Source organism: Brevibacillus antibioticus (assembly GCF_005217615.1).
Taxonomy (GTDB): Bacteria; Bacillota; Bacilli; order Brevibacillales; family Brevibacillaceae; genus Brevibacillus; species Brevibacillus antibioticus.
In genome coordinates this window covers 2,013,134-2,034,133 of record NZ_SZNK01000001.1, presented here as the reverse complement: position 1 = coordinate 2,034,133, position 21,000 = coordinate 2,013,134, and the positions used below count along the sequence as shown (strand labels likewise).

Here is a 21,000-nt window from a genome sequence, read left to right as displayed (position 1 = left end):
GTGAGTGTCACAATTTTTTTTACTTGTCCTCTATGGAATCCTCGGTAAAAATAGATAGGGGCATCAAGAACCAACATGGGAAGTGAGAGGCATGCGTGTTCAGGCACAAGTAAAACGAGAATGGTATATATTGGCGCTCATGCTTATTACGGTCCCGTTGGCAGGAGAGTTGAAATTTTATCCTGTCAATGAGACATTTCGAATTAGCTTTGGAGCTCCTACGTTTTTCTTCTTTTTATTACTGTTTCAAAGAATTCCATCTGTTCTCGCTGGCTTTTTAACGGGGATTACGGTTGTATGCTTTCGGATTGTGATTGACTTCATCGCTGGGAATCAAACAGCATGGGAGTCTTCTCTCCAAACGCATTATTCTAGCTTTTTCTTTTATTTTGCTTATTCTGTGCTGTTTTATTTAACCAGAACACGCCATTTTCACAACAGGACGATTTTGGTTGGATTAATGGGGATGGTCATCGAGGTATTGGCTGACCTCATTGAGTTTCTTTCGCAACATGTACTGCTCGATACCGTTCTCACTTGGGGAGCGGTGCAAGAAATGCTCGTCATCGCGCTATCCCACATCTTTATCGTGATTAGTTTTCTCAATATGATGAAGCTGTATGAAGCGCAGTCGCGGGAGCAACAGACAAGAAAACAGAACGAGCATATGCTGATGCTGATTTCAAACCTGTATGAGGAATCGATTCATCTGAAAAAAACACTGCAAAATGCCGAGAGTATCAGTATGAAGTCTTTCGAGCTATACCAGGGCTTGTATGAGCTTCATAAAGAACAGGTAGTATCATCGAATGTAGAGAGCTTTGCCAAGCAAGCATTGATTGTCGCAGGCGAGGTTCACGAGATTAAAAAGGATAACCAACGCATTTTTGCAGGGCTGCACAAGCTGATTTCCGATGAAAGCATCACGGATTACATGGATATCCATCAGCTCGTGGACATTATCAATCGAAGCAATATGAAGTATGCAACTTTGTTGGAGAAGGACATACAAATCACAGCTTCCATTTCGGGGACACATCCTCTCTACCACGTTTTCATGATGCTTTCCCTGATCAATAATCTGGTGGCAAACGCAGTGGAAGCCATCCAGCAAACAGGAGCCATTTCCATTGACATTGATCGGATAGGCGATCTTGTGGAAATCAGAATCAACGATGACGGGCCGGGGGTGCCTCCACGGCGAAAGGCTTTGCTGTTCAAGCCTGGCTTTACGACGAAATACGATCGAACCGGCAACCCCTCTACAGGGATCGGACTGTCTTATGCACAACAATTGGTGGAACAATGGCAAGGGGAGATCTCCCTACAGGATGGAGAAAATGGGAAGGGGACAACCTTTCTCATTCGATTACCAATTGATCCGATAACGAAGAAAGAGTGAGAAGATGCTGTTTTATTTAGTGGATGACGATGATGCCGTTCGCCTCATGCTGACGGAAATTATAGAAGACGAGAATCTGGGAGAGGTCGTGGGGGAAGCATCTGACGGCTCGATGGTAGACGGTCATACGTTAACCGCACGCAACGTAGATATTTTGCTAATCGATTTGTTCATGCCCAACCGAGATGGGATTGAGACGATTCGCCAAGTGAAGCCGACATTCACGGGAAAGATCGTCATGATTTCTCAGGCAGAAACGAAAGATTTGATTGCCCAAGCTTATGCCCTTGGAAGTGAATACTACATTATCAAGCCGGTAAACAAGATCGAAGTCGTGACTATTCTCCAAAAAGTGATCGAGAAAATTCGCCTCGAGCGTTCGATACGGGACATTCACAAATCGTTGAATGCCGTCATGCAGGTGGACCAGCAGCCTTCCGGACAACCTCGTCCATCACAGGGCAAACCACTTCGCGAGGCGGGTCAGTTTCTGTTAACGGAGTTGGGTATCGCGGGAGACAATGGAAGCAATGACTTGCTAGATATTTTGGACTTCTTGCATGGATACGAACAGACGCATACGTTTAAACATGGATTTCCAGCCTTGAAAGAGATCTTTGTGGCAGTAGCACAGGACAGGCTCGGAGTAGCTGAGGACGATCCACAGGTCGCAAAGGTTGTCAAAGCTTCTGAGCAGAGAGTCCGCCGAGCGATTTATCAGTCGCTGAATCATTTGGCGTCTCTTGGGCTTGCGGACCTCTCGAATTGGAAGTTCGAAAATTACGCTTCGCAGTTTTTTGATTTTACGTATGTGTGGAAGAAGATGGCGGAGTTAAAGAGCAATGCCGCCTCGCCGAGTTCAGATATTCGGATCAATATGAAAAAGTTCATTCAAGTGCTCTATGCAGAGGCGAAGCGCATTCAGTCAGAAGCGTGATTGTTCTGTGTCTGACGTGTAGAGGTAAGTCCTGATCATGATGATTAGGGCTTTTTGTTTTGTATGGGATTGCATTTGTTTTTTGTTGACTAAACGTTCATTCAATAATAAGCTGGGATCATATACCAATTTTACAATTCACGGAGGGATCACCGATGGATTTGTACTATGAGGTTTCAGGGGAAGGAAAACCAGTCATTCTATTGCACAGCGGCGGTGCTGATTTGCGAGATTGGACGTTCGTCGCGCCGATTCTGGCGAAGCAATATCAGGTCATCGCTTTCGATGGACGCGGATGCGGGAAATCGCCGTCTCCAACAGTGACAGCGAACTACATCGATGATGTGCTTGCCGTCATGGACCATTTCCAGCTGGACAAAGCCACGCTCGTAGGGCACTCGATAGGCGGTCGAATTGCTACGGATTTTACGCTGACTTATCCGCAGCGAGTGAGCAAGCTCGTGCTGATTGCTCCTGATGTGACAGGGTATACACCGAGTCAGACGTTCACGGAATGGATGCAGAAAATCCAAGCAGCACCGGATGTTGACCGAATGGTAGAGCTGTCCTTATCTGCCTGTTCGTATCGCTTCGTGATGGCAAGTCCACAGAAGGACCTACTGGTAGAGATGGCGAAGCATAATCTAGCAAAAATGTTCGAGTGGGTGACATGGGAGTCCGTATGGCCGCAGCCGCCTGCCATTGAGCGGCTCGAAGAATTAGCCAATCAAACATGTTTGATAATCGGCAAGGAAGATGCACTGGATGCGAAACGGATTGCTGAATATTTTAAAGAAGTATTACCAGAGAGAAGGTTTGTTGAGATTACTGGTGCCGATCATAAACCGACATTGACGCATCCTGAAGAAATCGCCCGCGCTATCACTGAATTTATGGAGGATTGACTGAACCGTGCCGCGTACCCCAGCTGAAAATGAGCGCATTCGCCAAGCTGCAAAGGATAAGATCCATGCAGCCGCGATGACGCTTTTCATAAAAAAAGGCTACCACGCAACCTCAATCGACGATGTAGCCAAACAGGGCCAGATATCGAAGGGACTGCTTTACAATTATTACAAAGGAAAAGAAGAACTCCTCGCCGCGATGGTTCAGATCCGGATCGAGGAAGTAAAAGAAGTGATGGAGGCTGCGACTCAGCTCGCAACGCCGCACGAACAGCTGCGCCATATTGTCGACGGTGCGCTTGATAACGTCTACCAACGACCGGATGTCTATCGTTTTTACTTGAATTTACAAACGCAGCCCGAAGATGATCGGGTACTTGCTTCTTACAGAGAGCAGTTAAATGAGGAGTCACGTAGGCAATTTGAAGTTCAGTGCGAGATTTTCAAACAGTTAGGCGTAAAGCAGCCTAGATTGAGATCGCTCTATTTTTCTTCGGCGCTCCAAGGCGCAATGCTGATGATGACGACTTATCCGGAAGGGTTTTCGGTTGAAGAGATGAAGGAGCAGATTGTTCGGGAATATTGTAGCGGATCGGCAGAATTATAGAGTGACGTTCAATAATGAAGAGGCTATCCCATTCGTGAATAATACTGGTGGGGTAGCCGCTTGTTTCTGTATCTTTGCATAGCTGATAAGCACAAAGCAAATTCCATTCAAATCGCCATTTCGCAACCGGGTAGCCTGCGTATCGGGACGACAGAAGTCACTCGGTTTGGCATGAAGGAACAAGAGATGGACACGATTGCAGACCTGATTGTAAGTGTGTTGTCAGGCAGGGAAAAGCCCGAGGTTGTCCAGTCAACACCGTATGCCAGAGTTCAGACCTTGGCATACGATGCCTTTTCGAGTCGTAAGTGGACTCTCATTCTTGACAATGTCATTTCTTTTCGTAAATAATCGATTGATACCATCAAAGAATGGGAGTCTAAACAGATGAGTACAGACCATACAAACTCGGATGTTACCATTGATCATACGACGAAAGAGCTGGCTCTCGTATTTGGTCAGTTAAAACGGATCGGACATGTCTTCAGTCCGTCGAAAGACCTCCGTCAGAGCGAATTGAATTTGCTCGTTCACTTGACCTACGTAAGTCCTCCAGGCACGGACGGCATCAGAGTTTCCGAGCTAGGCAAGCAGTTGAAAATAACATCAGCAGCTGTAACGCATGTCATTCAATCACTTGAACAGCTTAGGTTTATCACCCGTACCGTGGGTCCCAAGGATCGACGCTCCATTCTCGTAGCCCCTACGAAAGAGGGCTTTGATTTTGTGGCAGCGAGAGAGAAGGAGCTGTTTAATCGTTTTCAGCAATTGCATGAGCATCTTGGTACGGATGATGCGCAGGTACTCATACGCATATTAACGAAATCAATCAGATTCCTGCATACGTATCAGGACAGCGATGATTCACAACCATAGTTCGATGGTGGACTATGGTTTTTACTTGTTTTGATAAGAACCTTGCTCCAGCTCTTTGCGGAGGGAGTTCGGAGAGGGGCCCCAATGCAGTTGTTGCTCCGCACGCAATCCAGATATCCTCTGATTGATGCTCGCCCCCCAAGCGGCTGGTCCTAATTCTTTGGCCGCATCCTCATAACTCCATGATGCTACTTTTTTTATCCCAGCTATTTTCGCAATCGAAGTCATGAGCTCTTTCGTCGTGATCATTTCCTTGGAAGTCGCATTGAATAATGATCCTGGCTGTGCTCGTGAAAAAGCGCATTCGTAAAGTCGCGCCAAATCATCAACATCGATCGTAGACCATGTCGTTTGTCCGTCATCGATATAGTTGGCTGATTGAGAGAGCTTCGTCCTTTGAATGGTTGCTTGAACGAGTCCACCACCACGACCGTATACAAGTGTAGGACGTATGACGATCGTACGAATATTGCGCTTGGCAGCTCCTAACACTTCCTGCTCCTGTTTCGCTTTCCATTGGAGAAATGGCAAAGGGTTGAGGGGGGAGTTCTCATCCACGACATTGTCGTACGTATCGTTATAGATCAGCGTTCCACTCGTATAAATGAATGGCCTGCCTGTGCCCTCCAAACCATCCAGCATTGCCTGAACGGCTGTTACATCCAGTTTTTCCATGTCAGGTGTGTGCGAGATCGCCATATGGATGACCCCATCGAATTTTTTAACACTTTCTGTTAACAAGGTGGTATCCGCAAGATCGCCAACAATAGGAGTGAACCCTTGTGAGAGCAACAGCTCCGCTTTCTCTTGTGATCGCACAAGTCCAGCAACCTGATAGCCTTGGGACTGAAAATGCTCAGCGACTACGGACCCGACATAACCTGTTATTCCTGTAAGGAAAACTTTCATGACAAAACCTCCTTTAAACAAAATTAATTTAGTAACTAAATTATATGATAAATTATTTAACAACACCTTCAGGATGTCAATAACATTTATAATTGACTGAATATTGACAAAACAAAAGTTGGGTGTTACTTTCACAGTAGGAAAACGTTTACCCGTTACTTAGAAAGTGAGTGAAGAACCATTACTGTAACTATTAAAGACATCGCACAACTCGCCAACGTATCCATTGCGACTGTTTCGCGCGTGCTGAACAATTCCAAGCCAGTCCGTCCAGAGCTGCGAGAAAGAGTCTTGAAAATCGTGCAAGAGACGGGCTTTCAGCCGAATGCGATTGCCAGGAGCTTGGTTAGCAAGGAAACCCGTATCATCGGGGTGATGATTCCTGATATCTCCAACAATTTTTACTCCAATCTCATTTATGGAATTGACAGCGTCATTAGCGAGTACGACTACAGCATGTTTTTGACGATATCCGATGAAGTCGTGGACAAAGAGCTGAAGTACTTGCGATTGTTCAAAGAAAAACAAATTGATGGTGTCATTATCGCGAGTATTCATTTCCTGGAGGGCAATATACAGACGCTCCAAGAGATTCAGGTTCCCCTTGTTGTTACCGGACATGATTTGCCCGGCTATCAAATTCCCACTGTCAACGTCAACAATGTGCAAGCCTCCTATGATGCTACCGCCTATCTCATCTCGCAAGGCCATACAAAAATCGCGTGTATATCTGGTCCACTGTGGGACCCGCCGTGCGGTCTGGATCGCATGGGCGGTTACCGAAAAGCGATGCGGGCACATGATTTGCCCATCCATGAAGGATTCGTCGTAGAAGGGGAATTCACAGCCAAGAGCGGTTACGAAGCCATGCGCCGTATTTGTGAGGAAAAAATTCGTCCGACAGCTGTTTTTGTCGCCACAGACCTGATGGCGGTTGGTGTCCTCAATTACTTGTACGACCATGGGATTCGTGTACCAGAAGACATCTCCGTCATAGGCTTCGACAATTTGGAGCTCGCCTCACTTTCCCGCCCCATGCTCACCACCGTGCACAATGACCCGTTCATGTACGGAAAAGCCGCAGCAGAGCAACTACTCAGACAAATCCGCAATGAACCTGTAGAGAGAATGAGCACCGTCCCACACCATCTTGTGATTCGCCATACTGTAAGCGCTTTACTGGAGTGAGGCAACAAGTCTTACCACATAGAAGCAAACGAGCTTACGCATTCAAAAGGGGAGAAGAGATATGAAGCTTGGCGTATTTACCGTTCTTTTTAGCGAGAAGTCGTTCGAAGAAATGCTGGATCATGTGAAGGCAGCAGGTTTAGAGGCGGTGGAAATCGGCACAGGCTGCTATCCGGGCAATGCACACTGCAATCTAGATGAACTGTTGGAAAGTCCGGAAAAAAGACGAGCGTACAAAAAGGCAGTAGAGGATCGGGGACTAATAATCAGCGCGCTCAGTTGTCACGGCAACCCGTTGACACCAGATAAAAGCTTTGCGCAGCAATCTCATGATACGTTTGTGAAAACGGTGCAGCTAGCCGAGCTGCTGGAGGTGCCTGTGGTCAATTGCTTTTCTGGCACGGCAGGCGACCACGAAGGCGCGAAGTACCCGAGCTGGCCCGTTGCTCCTTGGCCCAATGAGTATCGCGACGTGCTCCATTGGCAATGGAACGAGAAGCTCATCCCGTACTGGCGCGAATGGACCGCATATGCGACTGAGCATCATGTCAAAATTGCGTTGGAGCTGCATGGCGGCTTTCTCGTCCACACGCCAGGGACACTGCTAAAGCTACGGGAACAGGTAGGCGAGGGGATAGGGGCAAACTTCGATCCAAGTCACATGTGGTGGCAAGGAATTGATCCAGTAGCTGCGATCAAAATCTTGGGCAAAGAAAAAGCCATTTATCATTTCCATGCCAAAGACACGTACATTGACCAGGAAAAAGTGAACATGTACGGGCTGACGGATATGAATTCCTATGCAAATCTACATGAACGTGCTTGGTATTTCCGAACCGTAGGCTATGGGCATTCACAGCAGACGTGGGCGGATATGATGAGTGCACTGCGCATGAATGGATACGATTATGTCGTGAGCATCGAGCACGAGGATGCCATCATGTCGATGGAGGAAGGCTTTTTGCGCGCTGTTCAAAACCTGCAGCAAGTCATCTTGCGAGAACCAGTCCAGAATCTATGGTGGGTGTAGGAGGGAAAGAAATGACGAATCGACGCAAATGGAAAATCGGAATCATCGGTGCAGGGGGGATTACAGAAGCACACTTGGAGGCGATCAAGGAAGAGCCGCGAGCAGAGGTAGTTGCCATTGCAGATATTTCCGCAGAAATGGCTTCCTATCGTGCGAAACGACATGACATTCCGCAAGTTTTCACCGAATACGAGATGATGCTACAAGAGTCTGATACAGACGCGATCATTGTTTGTGTTCCGAACTACTTGCATGCAGAAGCAACCAAAAGTGCGATTGCAGCAGGCAAACACTTGCTGTGCGAAAAGCCGATGGCGATGAATGCCCAGGAAGCAAAAGAAATGATCGAAGCCGCGAAGAAAGCAGACAAAATCCTCATGGTCGCACAAAACAACCGATTCCGAAGCGATTCCCTGCAAGTCAAAACATGGCTGAAGGAAGGAATGCTGGGGAACATTTATCACGCCAAAACCGGTTGGGTCAGACGAAATGGAATTCCCGGATGGGGGAGCTGGTTTACGCAAAAAGAATCAGCAGGCGGCGGTCCGTTGATTGATATCGGGGTACATATGCTCGATTTGACCTTGTGGCTTTTGGACCATCCAAAGCCTGTATCCGTCCTCGGGCAAACGTACGCGCAATTCGGACCTCACAAACGCGGCTTGTCAGAGTGGGGCAGGATCGATGATAACGGGAAGTTTGATGTGGAAGATATGGCAGTGGCAATGATCACCTTTGAGAACGGATTGTCGCTTACGCTCGACGCAAGCTGGGCTTCTCACATCGCGGAGGAAAACGTTTTCCTTCAACTATATGGACAAGAGGGTGGGGCATCCCTTCGTTTATTGGATAACCAGTTTACGCTTTACCACGAGTGGAACGGCGTAACTGCCGCGACAGAAATAACACCAAAGCCTCAAAAAGAACGCGTACTCTTATTCAGCAATTTCATCGACGCCATCGAAGGGAAGGCAGAGGTTCTCTGCACACCGGAACAAGCCTTGTACATCAACAGATTGATCGAAGCTATCTACGCATCCGCACAAAAAGGGGAAGCAGTCCGTTTTTAACATGAGCATAGGGGGTTACTTAGATGAAAGTTGCAAAAAGACTTACATCCGTTGGACTTACCTTATTAATGGCCTTCTCGTTGGCAGCATGTTCTTCCACACCTCAGCAAGCTTCTACAGATACAACCCCATCACAGCCTTCAACACCATCCGCACCCAAAACAGATCCAGTACAGCCCACAGCCGAAAAAATCAAGCTTGTCTACGCTCGCGGAAAAGACGCGACGGATTCCACCAAAAAGCTCGTAGAAGTTTTCCAAAAAGCCCATCCAAATATCGAAGTAGAAATCCGCGAGATGCCTGCCGATTCCGGGCAGAGTCATGATCAATACGTCACCATGTTCAGTGCACAATCATCTGAAATCGACGTGTTTGACCTGGACGTCATCTGGCCGGCTGAATTCGCACAAGCGGGTTATCTTCTGCCGCTTGACCGCCTAATGGAGCAAGATGGAATCGAGACCGGAAAATATATCAAAGGGGCCATGGATGCCGGGAATTTTGGTGGCCAGCAATGGACCATGCCCAAGTTTATCGACGCGGGACTCTTGTTTTACCGCAAAGATCTTGTATCCGAAGCACCAAAGACGTGGGATGAACTGATTACCCAAGCAAAAGCCACGAAGGGCAAGGGCGGCACGAAGTTCGGCTACTTGATGCAAGCCAAGCAATATGAAGGATTGGTTTGCAACTTTGTGGAGTTCAGTGCATCGTACGGTGGAAAAATTTTAGATGAACAAGGCAAAGTAGCGGTCAACAACCCAGCTACGATCAAAGGGTTGAAAAAAATGATCGAAGTCGTCAAGTCCAATTTCGTCCCAACCAATATCACCACATTCATGGAGCCGGAATCACACACCGCATTCCTCGAGGGGCAGGCACCATTTATTCGCAACTGGCCGTATCAGTTCGCGTTGGCGCAGGATCAGGGCCAGTCCAAAATCGTTGATCAAGTCGGGATCGCTCCACTGCCAGCAGGCGATGCAGGCTCCGCAGCAGCACTCGGCGGTTGGATGGGGGGAATCAACAAGTTCTCGAAGCATCCGAAAGAAGCATGGGAATTCCTCAAATTCATGACAGGTCCAGAGGGTCAAAAGATTTCCGCAGTAGAAGGTGGGCTCGCACCAACCTACCTGCCAGCCTACGATGAAGCCGATGTTCAAAAAGCCAGTCCGTTGTTCGCCAACAAAGATTTCGTCGATGGCGTAAGCGCTGCTGTCTCTCGTCCAACGACTCCGATTTATCCGAAAATTTCGGAAGTGATCCAGATCGAGGTGTCCAAAGCGCTCGTAGGGCAGCAAACAGCCGAGCAAGCGGTGCAAAACATGGAAACACAGATGAACGACTTAATGAAAAAATAGGCAACGACATGTGGGGCTTCCAAGGGAGTCTAACCGGCTTCCTTGGAAGTTGCCCAACGATTTCTGGCAAGCACTAGCAAGCTTCTAGCGAGAAGGAAGGTGGTGAACGGATGAATCGATCAACGAAAATGTCTCTCTCAGAAAAACAGATGGGGTATTTGCTAATTTTTCCTGCACTGCTCATCATACTTGTTATCGCGATTTGGCCTGTCATGCGATCCTTTTGGATCAGTCTACACGACATCCGGTTGAACGACCCGACGAAATCAGAGATTCACTCTTCGTACGGACTAGATATGGAGCGCTACGTCAGCACGTTACCGAATCTGCTCCGGTACGTGAAGAGGGAGGCAGACTCCGCAGAAGGGTCATCAAAGGAAAAACTGAACGTGCTTCAAGCGCAAATCGAGCAATTGAACACTTCCCTCAACCAAACAGGCGAGATTGCGAGCCGATACCAAATGATCGACCAGCTATTGCTGGACTTTAAACCAGTCCCCACGGAACTCAAATATGTGAGCCTCTCGAACGAACAAACAGACGCAATCAAAGCCAGCTTAGGAGAAGTCAGAGCGGTTCTTTTGCAAATGAGTGAAAAAAAGCTGCTTGCAAAGCCAGAGGGTGCTCTTGGCGTGATCCAAGGCATGGAAGCTTCAATTATCGAGCCCAACTTTGTTGGCCTTGCCTACTACAAGAAGTTTTTAACGGACGTCCGGATGTGGGGAGCTCTGTACAATACGGCATTTTTTACCGTTATCTCCGTTGCCATTGAACTGGTGCTCGGCATATTGATTGCATTGTTGATCAATCGACCTTTTCGTGGAAGGAGTCTTGTTCGAGCAACTGTGTTAATACCGTGGGCGATTCCGACTGTTATCTCCGCGATGATGTGGAAGTTTTTGTACGACGGTCAAAATGGCATCGTCGCCTATCTTTTTGAGCAGGCAGGGATGATCTCAGATATGGGGATGCTTCTGACGACGAAGGCTGGAGCCATGCTTTCCGTCATTTTGGCGGATGTGTGGAAGACGACGCCGTTCATGGCCTTGCTCATATTCGCAGGGCTGCAAACGATCCCGCAAAGCTTGTATGAAGCAGCTTCTGTCGACGGTGCCACCCGCACCCATCAATTTTTTCGAATTACACTTCCGATGCTGAAATCAACTATTCTTGTGGCGCTATTGTTCCGCACACTTGATGCGTTTCGTGTTTTTGACCTGATTTACACGCTGACAGGTGGGGCACCCGGGAACTCGACCGAGACCATTTCCATTTATGCTTACAAAACGATGTTTGCTCAAATGAGCTTTGGGGAAGGCTCGGCGCTTGCCGTCATTGTCTTTTTGTGTGTGGCGTTGATCTCCATCGGCTATGTGAAAATATTGGGAGCTGATCTGCTGAGTGATGGCAGTGGCAAATAAGGAGGTGATTGGATGCGTAAACATACGGGTCCCTTGTTCTACGTGGGTCTACTGCTATTCGTTTTTCTTGTGATGTTCCCGTTTTTGTGGATTCTACTTGCAGCATGGAAGCCACCAGCGGAGCTGTTTGGAGAGCGAGCCTTTCATTTTATCATCGAAAATCCTTCGTTTGACAACTTTGTCCGCGTCTTCACGGAAAGACCGTTTGCCCGTTACCTGTGGAATTCAACTGTCGTGGCGACGTTAACCACGCTCTACTCCATAACGATCGCTTCCTTTGCTGCCTATGCAATTGCCTGGCTATCTTTTCGGGGAAAAACGATTATTTTGGGTGTTGTACTGGCTGTGTCCATGTTTCCGCAGATCGCGACCATTTCTCCTATTTTTATGTTCATGCAATCGATGGGCTTAACGAACAGCTACATTGGCCTGATCATTCCTTATACAACCTTCGCGCTGCCGCTCGCAATCTGGAATTTGACCATCTTTTTCCGCAAAATACCGAGTGACTTGGGCGAGGCAGCTAAAGTAGACGGTGCGAGTATTTGGCAGACGATGACCAAAGTATTTTTCCCACTCGCCATGCCTGGGGTTTTTACGACCGCCATCCTCGTTTTTATTGCAGCGTGGAATGAATTTTTGTTCGCCTTGACGTTGAATACGCAAGAAACGATGAAGACTGTGCCTGTGGGAATCGTCATGTTTCAAGGAATGTTTACGATCCCGTGGGGAGAAATATCTGCTGCCTCCATTATTGTGACGATCCCGCTCGTGGTGATGGTGTTGATTTTTCAGAAGCGGATTGTCTCAGGCCTTACTTCTGGCGCAGTAAAAGAATAATAGGGAGTCATTCGATCATTTGTCCCGCAAATGTGATTGTGATACGGTGGAGTCAGCATTCTGAAAGAGAGTTGGCGGACGCATGAATAATCTTACAAAATTTCAGATTAACAGACCTGCACAAGACGTGTTCGAAGCATTCGTAGACCCTGAGAAAATCGGCAACTTCTGGTTCTCTTCCAGCTCAGTAAGGTGGGAGGAAGGGAAGAACATTACGTTATTTTACGATATTTACAACGCAGAAGTAGGAATTACGGTTCACGAAATTCAAGTCAATAAACGAATCGTTTTCCAATGGGCCGGAGAAGAAAATACCGTAACGATTACGTTAAAAGCGCTGGATGAAGCCACGACGATCATTGAAGTGAACGAAGAGGGCTTTCAAGAAAATGATCCTGCACTCCTTCAAAAAATAGTCGACAACAAAGAAGGCTGGGTGTACGTCTTAAGCTGTTTGAAAGGGTATCTGGAACATGGGATCAACACCCTAAGAGAAGGGCTTGTGAAATAGCGCCCAAATGTTTTGCGAGATCATACTCTGAAATAACGAGAAAGCCCGAACCAACGTGTATCGGGCTTTTCCTTTTGCGCTATTTAATTCTGAGGCTGCGTTTTTTTCGCACAAGCGTGGATATGTTCACTTGCAGCTTATCCGCACACTGCTGCATGGTGTCTGTCTCTTTCAAGAGTCGTTGGATATACGCACGTTCAAACCGTTCGACCGCTTCTTTTAACGGCAACAGCTCATCCATTTTGGCGAGATGGAGCGGCAGGGCTGTCTGTTGCGTATTGCGAATCGACGCCGGTAACTGATCAAAGGTAATCCGCCCATTTTCACACATGTGGAATGAACGTTCTACCACATTTTTTAGCTCGCGTGTATTCCCTGGCCAATCATAATCCATCAGCGCCTCTAACGCATCTGTTTCGATGCGCATTTCTTGCTGGTACTTCCATTCGAGCTTTTTCAAATAGTAGAAAATGAGAGCCGGAATATCCTCACGGCGCTCACGCAAGGGTGGAATGGTGAGGGACAGTACGTTTAGCCGGTAGAACAAATCTTGCCGAAAACGCTTTTGTTCGACCATCGTTTCTAAATCGCTATTGGTGGCAGCGATGATTCGCATGTTAACCTGACGCGATGTTTTCCCCCCCAGTCTGCGAATCCGTCCATCCTGCAACACATTCAAGAGTTTCACCTGTAAAGGAAAAGGGAGGTCTCCAATCTCATCGAGAAAAATGGTTCCTCGATCTGCCAGCTCAAACAAGCCTTCCTTCGATTGACTTGCCCCCGTAAATGCGCCTTTCTCATAGCCAAACAATTCGGATTCGAGCAAATGCTCGGGAATGGCCCCACAGTTAATCTTGATGAAGTCTCCAGTTCGTCCGCTTTGGGCGTGAATGTAGTTCGCCATGACATCTTTACCGACACCAGATTCGCCTAGGAGAAGGATGGGAGAGTCGTTGGTTGCAAAGCGTTTGGCGAGTGAAGCGATTCGATGCATGAGCCCACTGCGATAAATGATCTGCTCGTCAAAGTCACCATCGGTTTGGATATGCTCTAGCGCCCTTTGATACGCCGAACTGATTTGACGTGTTTCCTCCAGCTCCTTCTGAAGCTGATTCAGCTCCGTGACGTCACGCACATTTCCCACGACAAACAATAATTCCTTGTTTGGATCGAGCAGCGGGGTAGCCGTGTTAATTGCTTGCCGACCGTTTGCATAATCGATCACGACACTATGTGTTTGTTTTGTCAAAATCGTACGTACAGCAGAGGAGTCTGGAACAAGATGCATTTCTTTTTGCTCCATAAAGCTGAAATTATTCAAAATGTCGGCGGGAACTCCCGTGATGTTCAAGTACGCCTCATTGTAGAGCAGGACGTAGCCGTTACGGTCACAGATCGCCAATCCATCATGGGACGTACTGAAGATAGTCGTCAGCAATTTTGCGAGTTCATGATTGTCACTGGCCTGGAAATACTTGGTTTGATACATCGAAGTCCTCCTCAGTAGGCTTGTAAACGGAATAATCAGAATTAATCATCCGTGCGCAAAAGTGCATATGCAAAAATGATCATTTTCGAATGGCTTTGTTGTGAAATCGCTTTCAATTGTTTGGCATGCTACTTGCTCTTCTATAGGGACGAAAGCAGAAGCATGACGAGCAGAATCACAATAACGAAAGACACCGTGGTGTTTTTCAACGAAAAAGAGAGGGATGTTTCCATGTCTTCATTATATCAGGTATTGAGTCCAGCGGGTGAGCTGGTAGGCGATCTCAAAGGGCAATTGGACGAGGCGACAATGATCAAGATGTATGAAAATATGGTCCTGGTTCGCCAGTTTGACCGCAAGTCGATTAACCTGCAACGACAAGGAAGAATGGGTACGTATGCTCCCTTTGAAGGGCAGGAAGCTTCGCAAGTAGGCAGCGCGATGGCATTAACACCAGGAGATTGGCTTTTCCCAACCTACCGAGACCATGCGGCAGCGATTGTCCATGGTCAATCCATGGCAAGGGTGTTCCTCTATTGGATGGGACACATGGAAGGGAGTATAAGCCCGAAACATTTGAATATCATGCCGCCATGTGTACCGATTGCGACTCAAATGGTTCATGCGGTAGGCACGGCTTGGGCGAGCAAGCTGCAAAACGAACAGCATGTTAGCATTGCCTACTTTGGTGACGGAGCAAGCTCAGAGGGAGATTTTCATGAGGCATTGAATTTTGCAGGCGTATTTCAGACGCCGACCATTTTCTTCTGCCAAAACAACGGCTTCGCGATCAGCGTTCCGTTTTCACAGCAGTCTGCCTCGAAAACGATTGCACAGCGTTCGGCCGCTTATGATATCCCTGGGGTTCGGATAGACGGCAATGATATCTTCGCTGTTTGGTTGACGATGAAAGAAGCCATGCAACGTGCGTTAGAAGGCAAGGGACCGACGTTGATCGAAGCGGTGACATTCCGCTATGGTGCACACACAACCGCAGATGATCCGAAGAAATACCGGGATCAAGAGAGCTTGTCCGAGGAATGGCGTAAAGAAAGGGACGCGCTCCAACGGCTGCGTGTGTATCTGGAGAATCAAGGGTTGTGGAATGAAACGAGAGAAGTAGAGCTGATTGAACGAGTGAGTGAACAGATCGACGCAGCTCTTGTCGAAGCAGAAAGCTATCCGAAGTCCAAACCGGAAGACATGTTCAAGCACGTCTACGCTGAACCGACGTGGATGGCAACGGAACAGGAGAGCGAGCTCGTCAAGCCATCGAAGCAGGAGGGAATCCCGGCATGAAACGCAAACTGACGATGATTCAAGCAATCACGGAAGCCATGGATCAAAAATTGGCAGATGATTCACGCATCATGCTGCTCGGCGAGGATATTGGCGTAAATGGTGGCGTGTTCCGAGCGACCGAAGAATTGGTTCACAAATACGGTCCAGATCGAATAGTAGACACGCCGCTAGCGGAGGCAGGAATCATCGGGGCGGCAATCGGTCTTGCTATGAACGGGAAAATTCCTGTGGTCGAGATTCAATTCCTTGCCTTTATTTATCCAGGATTTGAACAAATTGTCTCTCATGCTGCTCGCATGCGCTATCGGACTCGCGGACAGTACCATGTACCGATGGTTATACGTACGCCGTACGGGGCTGGGATTCGCGGTCCTGAGCTTCATTCAGAGAGTGTCGAAACGTTTTTTGCTCATGTCCCTGGCTTAAAGGTTGTGGCACCAAGCACACCTTATGATGCAAAAGGCTTGCTGATTGCAGCAATGGAAGATCCTGATCCCGTTATTTTTTTGGAGCCGACCAAGCTCTATCGCGCATTTAAACAAGAGGTTCCGGAAGAAATGTACCGCGTGCCCATCGGAAAAGCGAAGGTCGTCCAGGAAGGCTCGGATGTATCTATTTTTGCTTGGGGAGCGATGCTTCGTGTCGCAGAGGATGCGGCGAAACAGATCGAGCGCGAAAACGGCTTGAGCTGTGAAGTCATTGATCTGCGCACGCTCTATCCATTGGATCGGGATACGATCATCGCCTCAGTCAAAAAGACGGGACGCGCAGTTGTGGTACACGAAGCGCATAAGACTGCTGGGCTGGGTGCAGAGATCATCTCCATAATCAATGATGAAGCGTTGATCTACATGAAGGCTCCCGTGAAACGGATTACCGGATTTGACGTACCCGTCCCGCAATTTAGCATCGAGGATGATTACTTGCCAACGGCTGAACGTGTGAAGGACGGAATTATGGAAACGGCTACGTTTTAAGAGAAGGAGCGAGTCATATGGTTGAGTTCAAGCTTCCTGATGTGGGAGAAGGTATGCATGAAGGAGAAATCGTAAAAGTATTGGTTCACACGGGCGAATCCGTTCAACAGGATCAGCCGTTACTGGAGGTGCAGACAGACAAGGTGAATGCCGAGTTGTCTGCGCCAGTGACTGGCATCATTCGTGAAATTTTCATAGCGGAAGGGGAAACAGTAGAAGTCGGAACTACCCTTCTGGTGATCGATGCAGGAACGGAAGCAAAGAAGGAAGAGACAAAGCTTCCAGAAAAGGTCGTAAGCCCGGATAAGACAGTCCATTTTGCACCAGCTCGTGCTGATCACCGACGCTCATTGGCCACGCCATACGTTCGACAGTTAGCGCGGGAAATGAAGCTGGACATCGAGTTGATCACGGGGACAGGAGCAGCGGGACGTGTGACGGAAGAAGATTTGCGCCAATTCGCCAATCGATTGCAAAAATCAGCACCAGCTAAGTTTCCGACGTCGGCTATTGGTAATGAGCACCCGTTGGAGGCAAGTGCAGTAGCGGTTGAGACTGAAGCGGTTGTTCAGCCGAAAACAGGGATCGCTCCTCGTGTAGCCACTTCGTCGCAAGGGGAAATCGAACGGCTACCGTTAAAAGGCATCCGGAAAAAGATTGCTGAGCATATGGTGAAATCAGTGACCATCATTCCGCATGTTACTTCTGTCGATGAGCTGGAGATGGATCAGTTGCGTGCTTTGCGCGAAAAGGTAAAGCCACATGCGGATAAGCGAAATATCAAGCTGACCTTCCTGCCGTTTTTTATCAAAGCGCTGGTCATTGCACTGAAGGAATTCCCGATGCTGAATGCATCGATTGATGATAGCACCAATGAAATTTTACTAAAGCGCTTTTACCATATCGGCATTGCTACAGATACGTCTGAGGGCTTGATCGTACCAGTCATCAAGGATGCAGACCACAAATCGATTTTTCAACTCGCAGAAGAAATCGAGCAATTGGCACGCTTGGCTCGCGAAGGCAAATTGACCATGGAGCACATAACAGGCGGCACCTTCACGATCAGCAATGTAGGTCCAATCGGGGGACTGCAAGCAACTCCCATCATTAATCACCCGGAAGTAGCCATTATCAGCTTGCACAAAATGGAGAAGCGCTGGGTTGTGCGTGAGGATGAAGGGGTCATTCGCTGGATGATGAACCTGTCACTTTCGTTTGATCATCGCCTAATCGATGGCGTGACGGCAGTACGTTTTACCAACCGGATCAAGGAGCTGCTGGAAGATCCGAATCTATTGTTTGCGGAGATGGTATAGATGGTAGTCGGCGAAGTAGCAGTCGAAACAGATGTGGTTGTCATCGGAGGTGGGCCAGGAGGTTATGCAGCCGCTATTCGTCTCGGACAGCTGGGGAAATCGGTCGTTCTGATTGAAAAGGAAGTTCTTGGTGGGGTCTGCTTGAATCGCGGATGCATTCCTTCAAAAGCATTGATTCATACAGCAGGAGAATACCACAAGCTGCGTAGTCTGAATAAGCTGGGAATCCAACTGCCGATAGAAAAAGCGACCTTCCATATGCCGAGCTGGCAGACGTGGAAGTCCTCTGTCGTTGCTCAACTGAACAAAGGGGTCGATTATCTCTGTCAAGCGAATGGGGTTACAGTCGTGAAGGGGACAGCGACATTTCTCTCGAGTGATCGGATTGGCGTAGAGACGGGTGGCGATTTTGAAACGTACAAATTCAAACAAGCGATTATTGCGACAGGATCACGTCCATTCATTCCATCGTTTTTGAAAACAGATGGAGAATATATGCTGGATTCTACGGATATGCTTGCATTGGATCAAGTACCGGAAACACTGGCCATTATCGGCGGTGGCTATATTGGAATGGAGCTCGGGATGGCGTTCGCCAAGCTTGGATCGCAGGTGACCGTCATTGAGGCAGCCGAGCGCATTTTGCTACAAACAGCTGCCCATCTCTCTCAAGAAGTACTCAAGCAGGCAAAACAGCTCGGGATGACGGTAAAGGTCGCGACAAAAGTAGAGAAGACAGAGCTAGCGGATGGAAGAGTCTCGCTCGCATGCACTTCGGAAAAGAACGGTTCCGAAATTATCACCGCACATAAAACGCTCGTCACTATAGGGCGAGTGCCTAACACAGGTGAACTTGGTCTTGCGCAGGCGGGAGTGGAAATGGACGAGCGCGGCTATATTCCCGTGACATCGACTGGTAGAACGAACAAGGCGCATATTTATGCTATCGGCGATGTAACACCAGGTCCTGCGTTAGCCCATCGTGCGACGAAGCAAGGGATTGTGGCTGCCGAGGTGATCGCAGGGTTGCCCAGTAGCGTAGACTCTCCGTTTGTGCCTTATGTGATATTTACCGAGCCGCAAATAGCGGGTGTGGGGATGACACGCGAAGAGGCAGAGCTTCAAGGGTACAAAGTCAAGGTAGCGGCGTTCCCTTATCGGGCGAATGGTAGAGCACTTGCCATAGATGAAGGAGAAGGTTTTGCAGAAGTGATCGTGGATCAAGAAAGTCATTTACTGTTGGGAATGCACGTTGTAGGTGCGGATGCATCAAACTTGATTGGGGAGGGTGTGTTGGCACTTGAGCTTGCTGCACGTGTAGAAGATGTGGCGTTAACCATGCATCCGCATCCCACTTTAAGCGAGGTATGGCTGGAGGCTGCCGAAGCGGTGTTAGGTCATGCCATTCATATCGTAAACCAATCAAAAGGAGCTGTAAGCAAATAGAATGATCATGAAACCTTAAAGATCTATGACGGATATTCATGACAATGATCAGTCTCGGAGCCTGTCAAGATTAGCATTTGCATGAATGTGCTACGCTTGAATTAATCTCGTGCGAAGGATGTGTGGTTATTATGAAATTGAATCACGTCAATCTTACCGTTACGGATGTTCCAGCTGCTTCTGCTTTCTTGGAGAAATATTTTGGCTTGAAAAAGGTAGATACGTCGGAAGATGCCCGTGGCGATAAGTTTGGGGTCCTATTAGACGATAACGGCCTGGTGTTTACCTTGATGAAGGGAGCCGAAGTTCAATATCCCAAGACATTTCATATCGGCTTCATCCAGGAGAGCGAAGAGAAAGTCAACGAGATGAATCAACGTCTGAAAGAAGATGGCTACAACGTTGCTCCTCCGGTACGTTCACATGGCTGGACATTTTATGTAAAAGCCCCTGGAGGGTTTACTGTTGAGGTTTTAGCTTAAGAAGAAGAGTGATGAAATTTTGATTTCCCATAATGGAAGCCTAGCTCGTATGCGTGGTTGAATAGGTGATCGATATGCGCAGGATCATTGGATAAGGTATCATACAGGAACTCGACTCTTGAATTGGGGAGTCCGATTTAACCAGAAATTCCGACATTCAGGTGATGACTCATCATCTGGTCGTAATTTCTTTTGACAAAGTGCTCCTCCGTTCCTGCGGCAAGACCGATCCATAATGCGTGTTTATGATGAAGCTTGTGTGAGCCTTAGGCAAACCCATTATTCGATACACGATCGAGATATCCTTTTAACATGGCTGGTATACTAAACCACCAGATCGGATAAATGAACGCAAGTGCGTCGTGTTTTCTCATGCGCTCCATTTCAACCTCGACCTCTTCAGAACGAATCGTTCCGTGATAGCAAAAGTCAAGGAGTTCGTCCGCGGATGTGAAACAACTGTTAGTACTTTCATTTTTATTCCTCCCACCATTTCAGGCGTTATTTAAATGAGAGTACGAAACACCATCATTACGAGGACGGTTTACAGTGAAATACCGATGAAGGTTGTCTATGAATTGAGTGAATTAGGAGAGTCGCTTATGCTATTCTCGATCCGTTGTGCGAGTGGGGTAAACGTTATTTATGTGGGGAAGTACCAGGGAAAGAGTGATGATCACCAAAAATGCTCACAGAGGATAGGGTCTTAATACTTGCATTGGTAGCGTGACAGGATCGATCCTAGCAAGAGGCGTTTGCTTTATTCATAAAGTACATACTTGCGGCGGAATAGAGCGAAAACCAGTTCAGGACACGAGCAGGTCCTTAGAACTGGTTTTCCTTTTGCCATGAAACCTTTTACTTGGACGGCTCGTCTGTATGGACAAGAGTTTAACTCGCATGGAATTACGGGCGATCAGGGTGTAAA

Annotated in this window: 21 protein-coding genes and 1 pseudogene; 19 read left to right on the top strand and 3 right to left on the bottom strand. The window is 47.8% G+C overall.

Annotation, left to right across the window (positions count from 1 at the left end; all coding sequences use genetic code 11):
- The first annotated feature begins 91 nt into the window (after positions 1–91).
- The 6 genes from E8L90_RS09105 to E8L90_RS09080 all read left to right on the top strand — a co-directional run bounded on the left by E8L90_RS09105 (position 92) and on the right by E8L90_RS09080 (position 4,727).
- Positions 92–1,402 (top strand): ATP-binding protein, encoded by a 1,311-nt coding sequence (locus E8L90_RS09105; RefSeq protein ID WP_137029107.1) that lies wholly within the window; start codon positions 92–94, stop codon positions 1,400–1,402.
- Between the two features lie 4 nt (positions 1,403–1,406).
- Positions 1,407–2,339, top strand: coding sequence for a response regulator (locus E8L90_RS09100; protein WP_137029105.1), 933 nt, complete (start codon positions 1,407–1,409; stop codon positions 2,337–2,339).
- Positions 2,340–2,494: 155 nt separating this feature from the next.
- On the top strand, positions 2,495–3,244 hold the full coding sequence (locus tag E8L90_RS09095) for an alpha/beta fold hydrolase (RefSeq protein ID WP_137029103.1): 750 nt from the start codon (positions 2,495–2,497) through the stop codon (positions 3,242–3,244).
- A 7-nt stretch (positions 3,245–3,251) separates the two neighbouring features.
- Positions 3,252–3,851 carry a TetR/AcrR family transcriptional regulator gene (locus E8L90_RS09090; RefSeq protein WP_137029101.1) on the top strand — a complete coding sequence of 200 codons (600 nt, stop codon included), beginning with the start codon at positions 3,252–3,254 and terminating at the stop codon, positions 3,849–3,851.
- Between the two features lie 60 nt (positions 3,852–3,911).
- The gene (locus tag E8L90_RS09085) at positions 3,912–4,202 is read left to right on the top strand and encodes a hypothetical protein (RefSeq protein WP_137029099.1); all 291 of its coding nucleotides are present in this window, start codon (positions 3,912–3,914) and stop codon (positions 4,200–4,202) included.
- A 36-nt stretch (positions 4,203–4,238) separates the two neighbouring features.
- Positions 4,239–4,727 carry a MarR family winged helix-turn-helix transcriptional regulator gene (locus E8L90_RS09080; protein ID WP_137029098.1) on the top strand — a complete coding sequence of 163 codons (489 nt, stop codon included), beginning with the start codon at positions 4,239–4,241 and terminating at the stop codon, positions 4,725–4,727.
- A gap of 21 nt (positions 4,728–4,748) precedes the next feature.
- Here E8L90_RS09080 and E8L90_RS09075 read toward each other — a convergent pair whose 3' ends face one another.
- Positions 4,749–5,636 carry an NAD-dependent epimerase/dehydratase family protein gene (locus E8L90_RS09075; RefSeq protein ID WP_137029096.1) on the bottom strand — a complete coding sequence of 296 codons (888 nt, stop codon included), beginning with the start codon at positions 5,634–5,636 and terminating at the stop codon, positions 4,749–4,751.
- A 180-nt stretch (positions 5,637–5,816) separates the two neighbouring features.
- On the opposite strand from E8L90_RS09075, the gene E8L90_RS09070 reads away from it, so the two are divergent.
- From E8L90_RS09070 to E8L90_RS09040, 7 genes are all read left to right on the top strand, one after another.
- Entirely contained in the window at positions 5,817–6,824 is a 1,008-nt protein-coding gene (locus tag E8L90_RS09070; protein WP_341870828.1) for a LacI family DNA-binding transcriptional regulator, read from the top strand.
- A 61-nt stretch (positions 6,825–6,885) separates the two neighbouring features.
- The gene (locus E8L90_RS09065) at positions 6,886–7,854 is read left to right on the top strand and encodes a sugar phosphate isomerase/epimerase family protein (protein ID WP_137029093.1); all 969 of its coding nucleotides are present in this window, start codon (positions 6,886–6,888) and stop codon (positions 7,852–7,854) included.
- 11 nt (positions 7,855–7,865) lie between these two features.
- Positions 7,866–8,924, top strand: a complete 1,059-nt coding sequence (locus tag E8L90_RS09060; protein ID WP_137029091.1) for a Gfo/Idh/MocA family protein — start codon at positions 7,866–7,868, stop codon at positions 8,922–8,924.
- A 23-nt stretch (positions 8,925–8,947) separates the two neighbouring features.
- Positions 8,948–10,285 (top strand): ABC transporter substrate-binding protein, encoded by a 1,338-nt coding sequence (locus tag E8L90_RS09055; protein ID WP_137029089.1) that lies wholly within the window; start codon positions 8,948–8,950, stop codon positions 10,283–10,285.
- Between the two features lie 110 nt (positions 10,286–10,395).
- Positions 10,396–11,706, top strand: coding sequence for a carbohydrate ABC transporter permease (locus E8L90_RS09050; protein WP_137029088.1), 1,311 nt, complete (start codon positions 10,396–10,398; stop codon positions 11,704–11,706).
- A gap of 12 nt (positions 11,707–11,718) precedes the next feature.
- The gene (locus E8L90_RS09045) at positions 11,719–12,546 is read left to right on the top strand and encodes a carbohydrate ABC transporter permease (protein WP_137029086.1); all 828 of its coding nucleotides are present in this window, start codon (positions 11,719–11,721) and stop codon (positions 12,544–12,546) included.
- An 82-nt stretch (positions 12,547–12,628) separates the two neighbouring features.
- Positions 12,629–13,057 carry an SRPBCC family protein gene (locus tag E8L90_RS09040; RefSeq protein WP_137029084.1) on the top strand — a complete coding sequence of 143 codons (429 nt, stop codon included), beginning with the start codon at positions 12,629–12,631 and terminating at the stop codon, positions 13,055–13,057.
- 79 nt (positions 13,058–13,136) lie between these two features.
- Here E8L90_RS09040 and E8L90_RS09035 read toward each other — a convergent pair whose 3' ends face one another.
- Positions 13,137–14,546: a sigma-54 interaction domain-containing protein gene (locus E8L90_RS09035; RefSeq protein ID WP_137029082.1), complete on the bottom strand. Its 1,410-nt coding sequence runs from the start codon at positions 14,544–14,546 to the stop codon at positions 13,137–13,139.
- A gap of 231 nt (positions 14,547–14,777) precedes the next feature.
- Here E8L90_RS09035 and pdhA point away from each other — a divergent pair, with 231 nt between their 5' ends.
- The 5 genes from pdhA (at position 14,778) to E8L90_RS09010 (ending at position 20,072) form a co-directional block, all read left to right on the top strand.
- Positions 14,778–15,845, top strand: coding sequence for a pyruvate dehydrogenase (acetyl-transferring) E1 component subunit alpha (gene pdhA / locus E8L90_RS09030; protein WP_137033351.1), 1,068 nt, complete (start codon positions 14,778–14,780; stop codon positions 15,843–15,845).
- The gene (locus E8L90_RS09025) at positions 15,842–16,825 is read left to right on the top strand and encodes an alpha-ketoacid dehydrogenase subunit beta (protein WP_137029081.1); all 984 of its coding nucleotides are present in this window, start codon (positions 15,842–15,844) and stop codon (positions 16,823–16,825) included. Before pdhA ends, E8L90_RS09025 begins: the two co-directional genes overlap by 4 nt.
- A 17-nt stretch (positions 16,826–16,842) precedes the next feature.
- Positions 16,843–18,144: a dihydrolipoamide acetyltransferase family protein gene (locus E8L90_RS09020; RefSeq protein ID WP_137029079.1), complete on the top strand. Its 1,302-nt coding sequence runs from the start codon at positions 16,843–16,845 to the stop codon at positions 18,142–18,144.
- A complete protein-coding gene (gene lpdA, locus E8L90_RS09015) occupies positions 18,145–19,590 on the top strand; it encodes a dihydrolipoyl dehydrogenase (protein ID WP_137029078.1) in 1,446 nt (481 codons plus the stop codon).
- A 131-nt stretch (positions 19,591–19,721) separates the two neighbouring features.
- Positions 19,722–20,072: a VOC family protein gene (locus E8L90_RS09010; protein WP_137029076.1), complete on the top strand. Its 351-nt coding sequence runs from the start codon at positions 19,722–19,724 to the stop codon at positions 20,070–20,072.
- On the opposite strand, the pseudogene E8L90_RS09005 reads toward E8L90_RS09010, so the two are convergent.
- Positions 20,069–20,547 (bottom strand): annotated as a pseudogene (locus tag E8L90_RS09005) (NAD(P)H oxidoreductase). The gene E8L90_RS09010 and the pseudogene E8L90_RS09005 sit on opposite strands and share 4 nt — an antisense overlap.
- Before the next feature lie 34 nt (positions 20,548–20,581).
- Here E8L90_RS09005 and E8L90_RS31360 point away from each other — a divergent pair.
- On the top strand, positions 20,582–20,782 hold the full coding sequence (locus tag E8L90_RS31360) for a winged helix-turn-helix transcriptional regulator (protein WP_425267102.1): 201 nt from the start codon (positions 20,582–20,584) through the stop codon (positions 20,780–20,782).
- Positions 20,783–21,000: the final 218 nt, after the last annotated feature.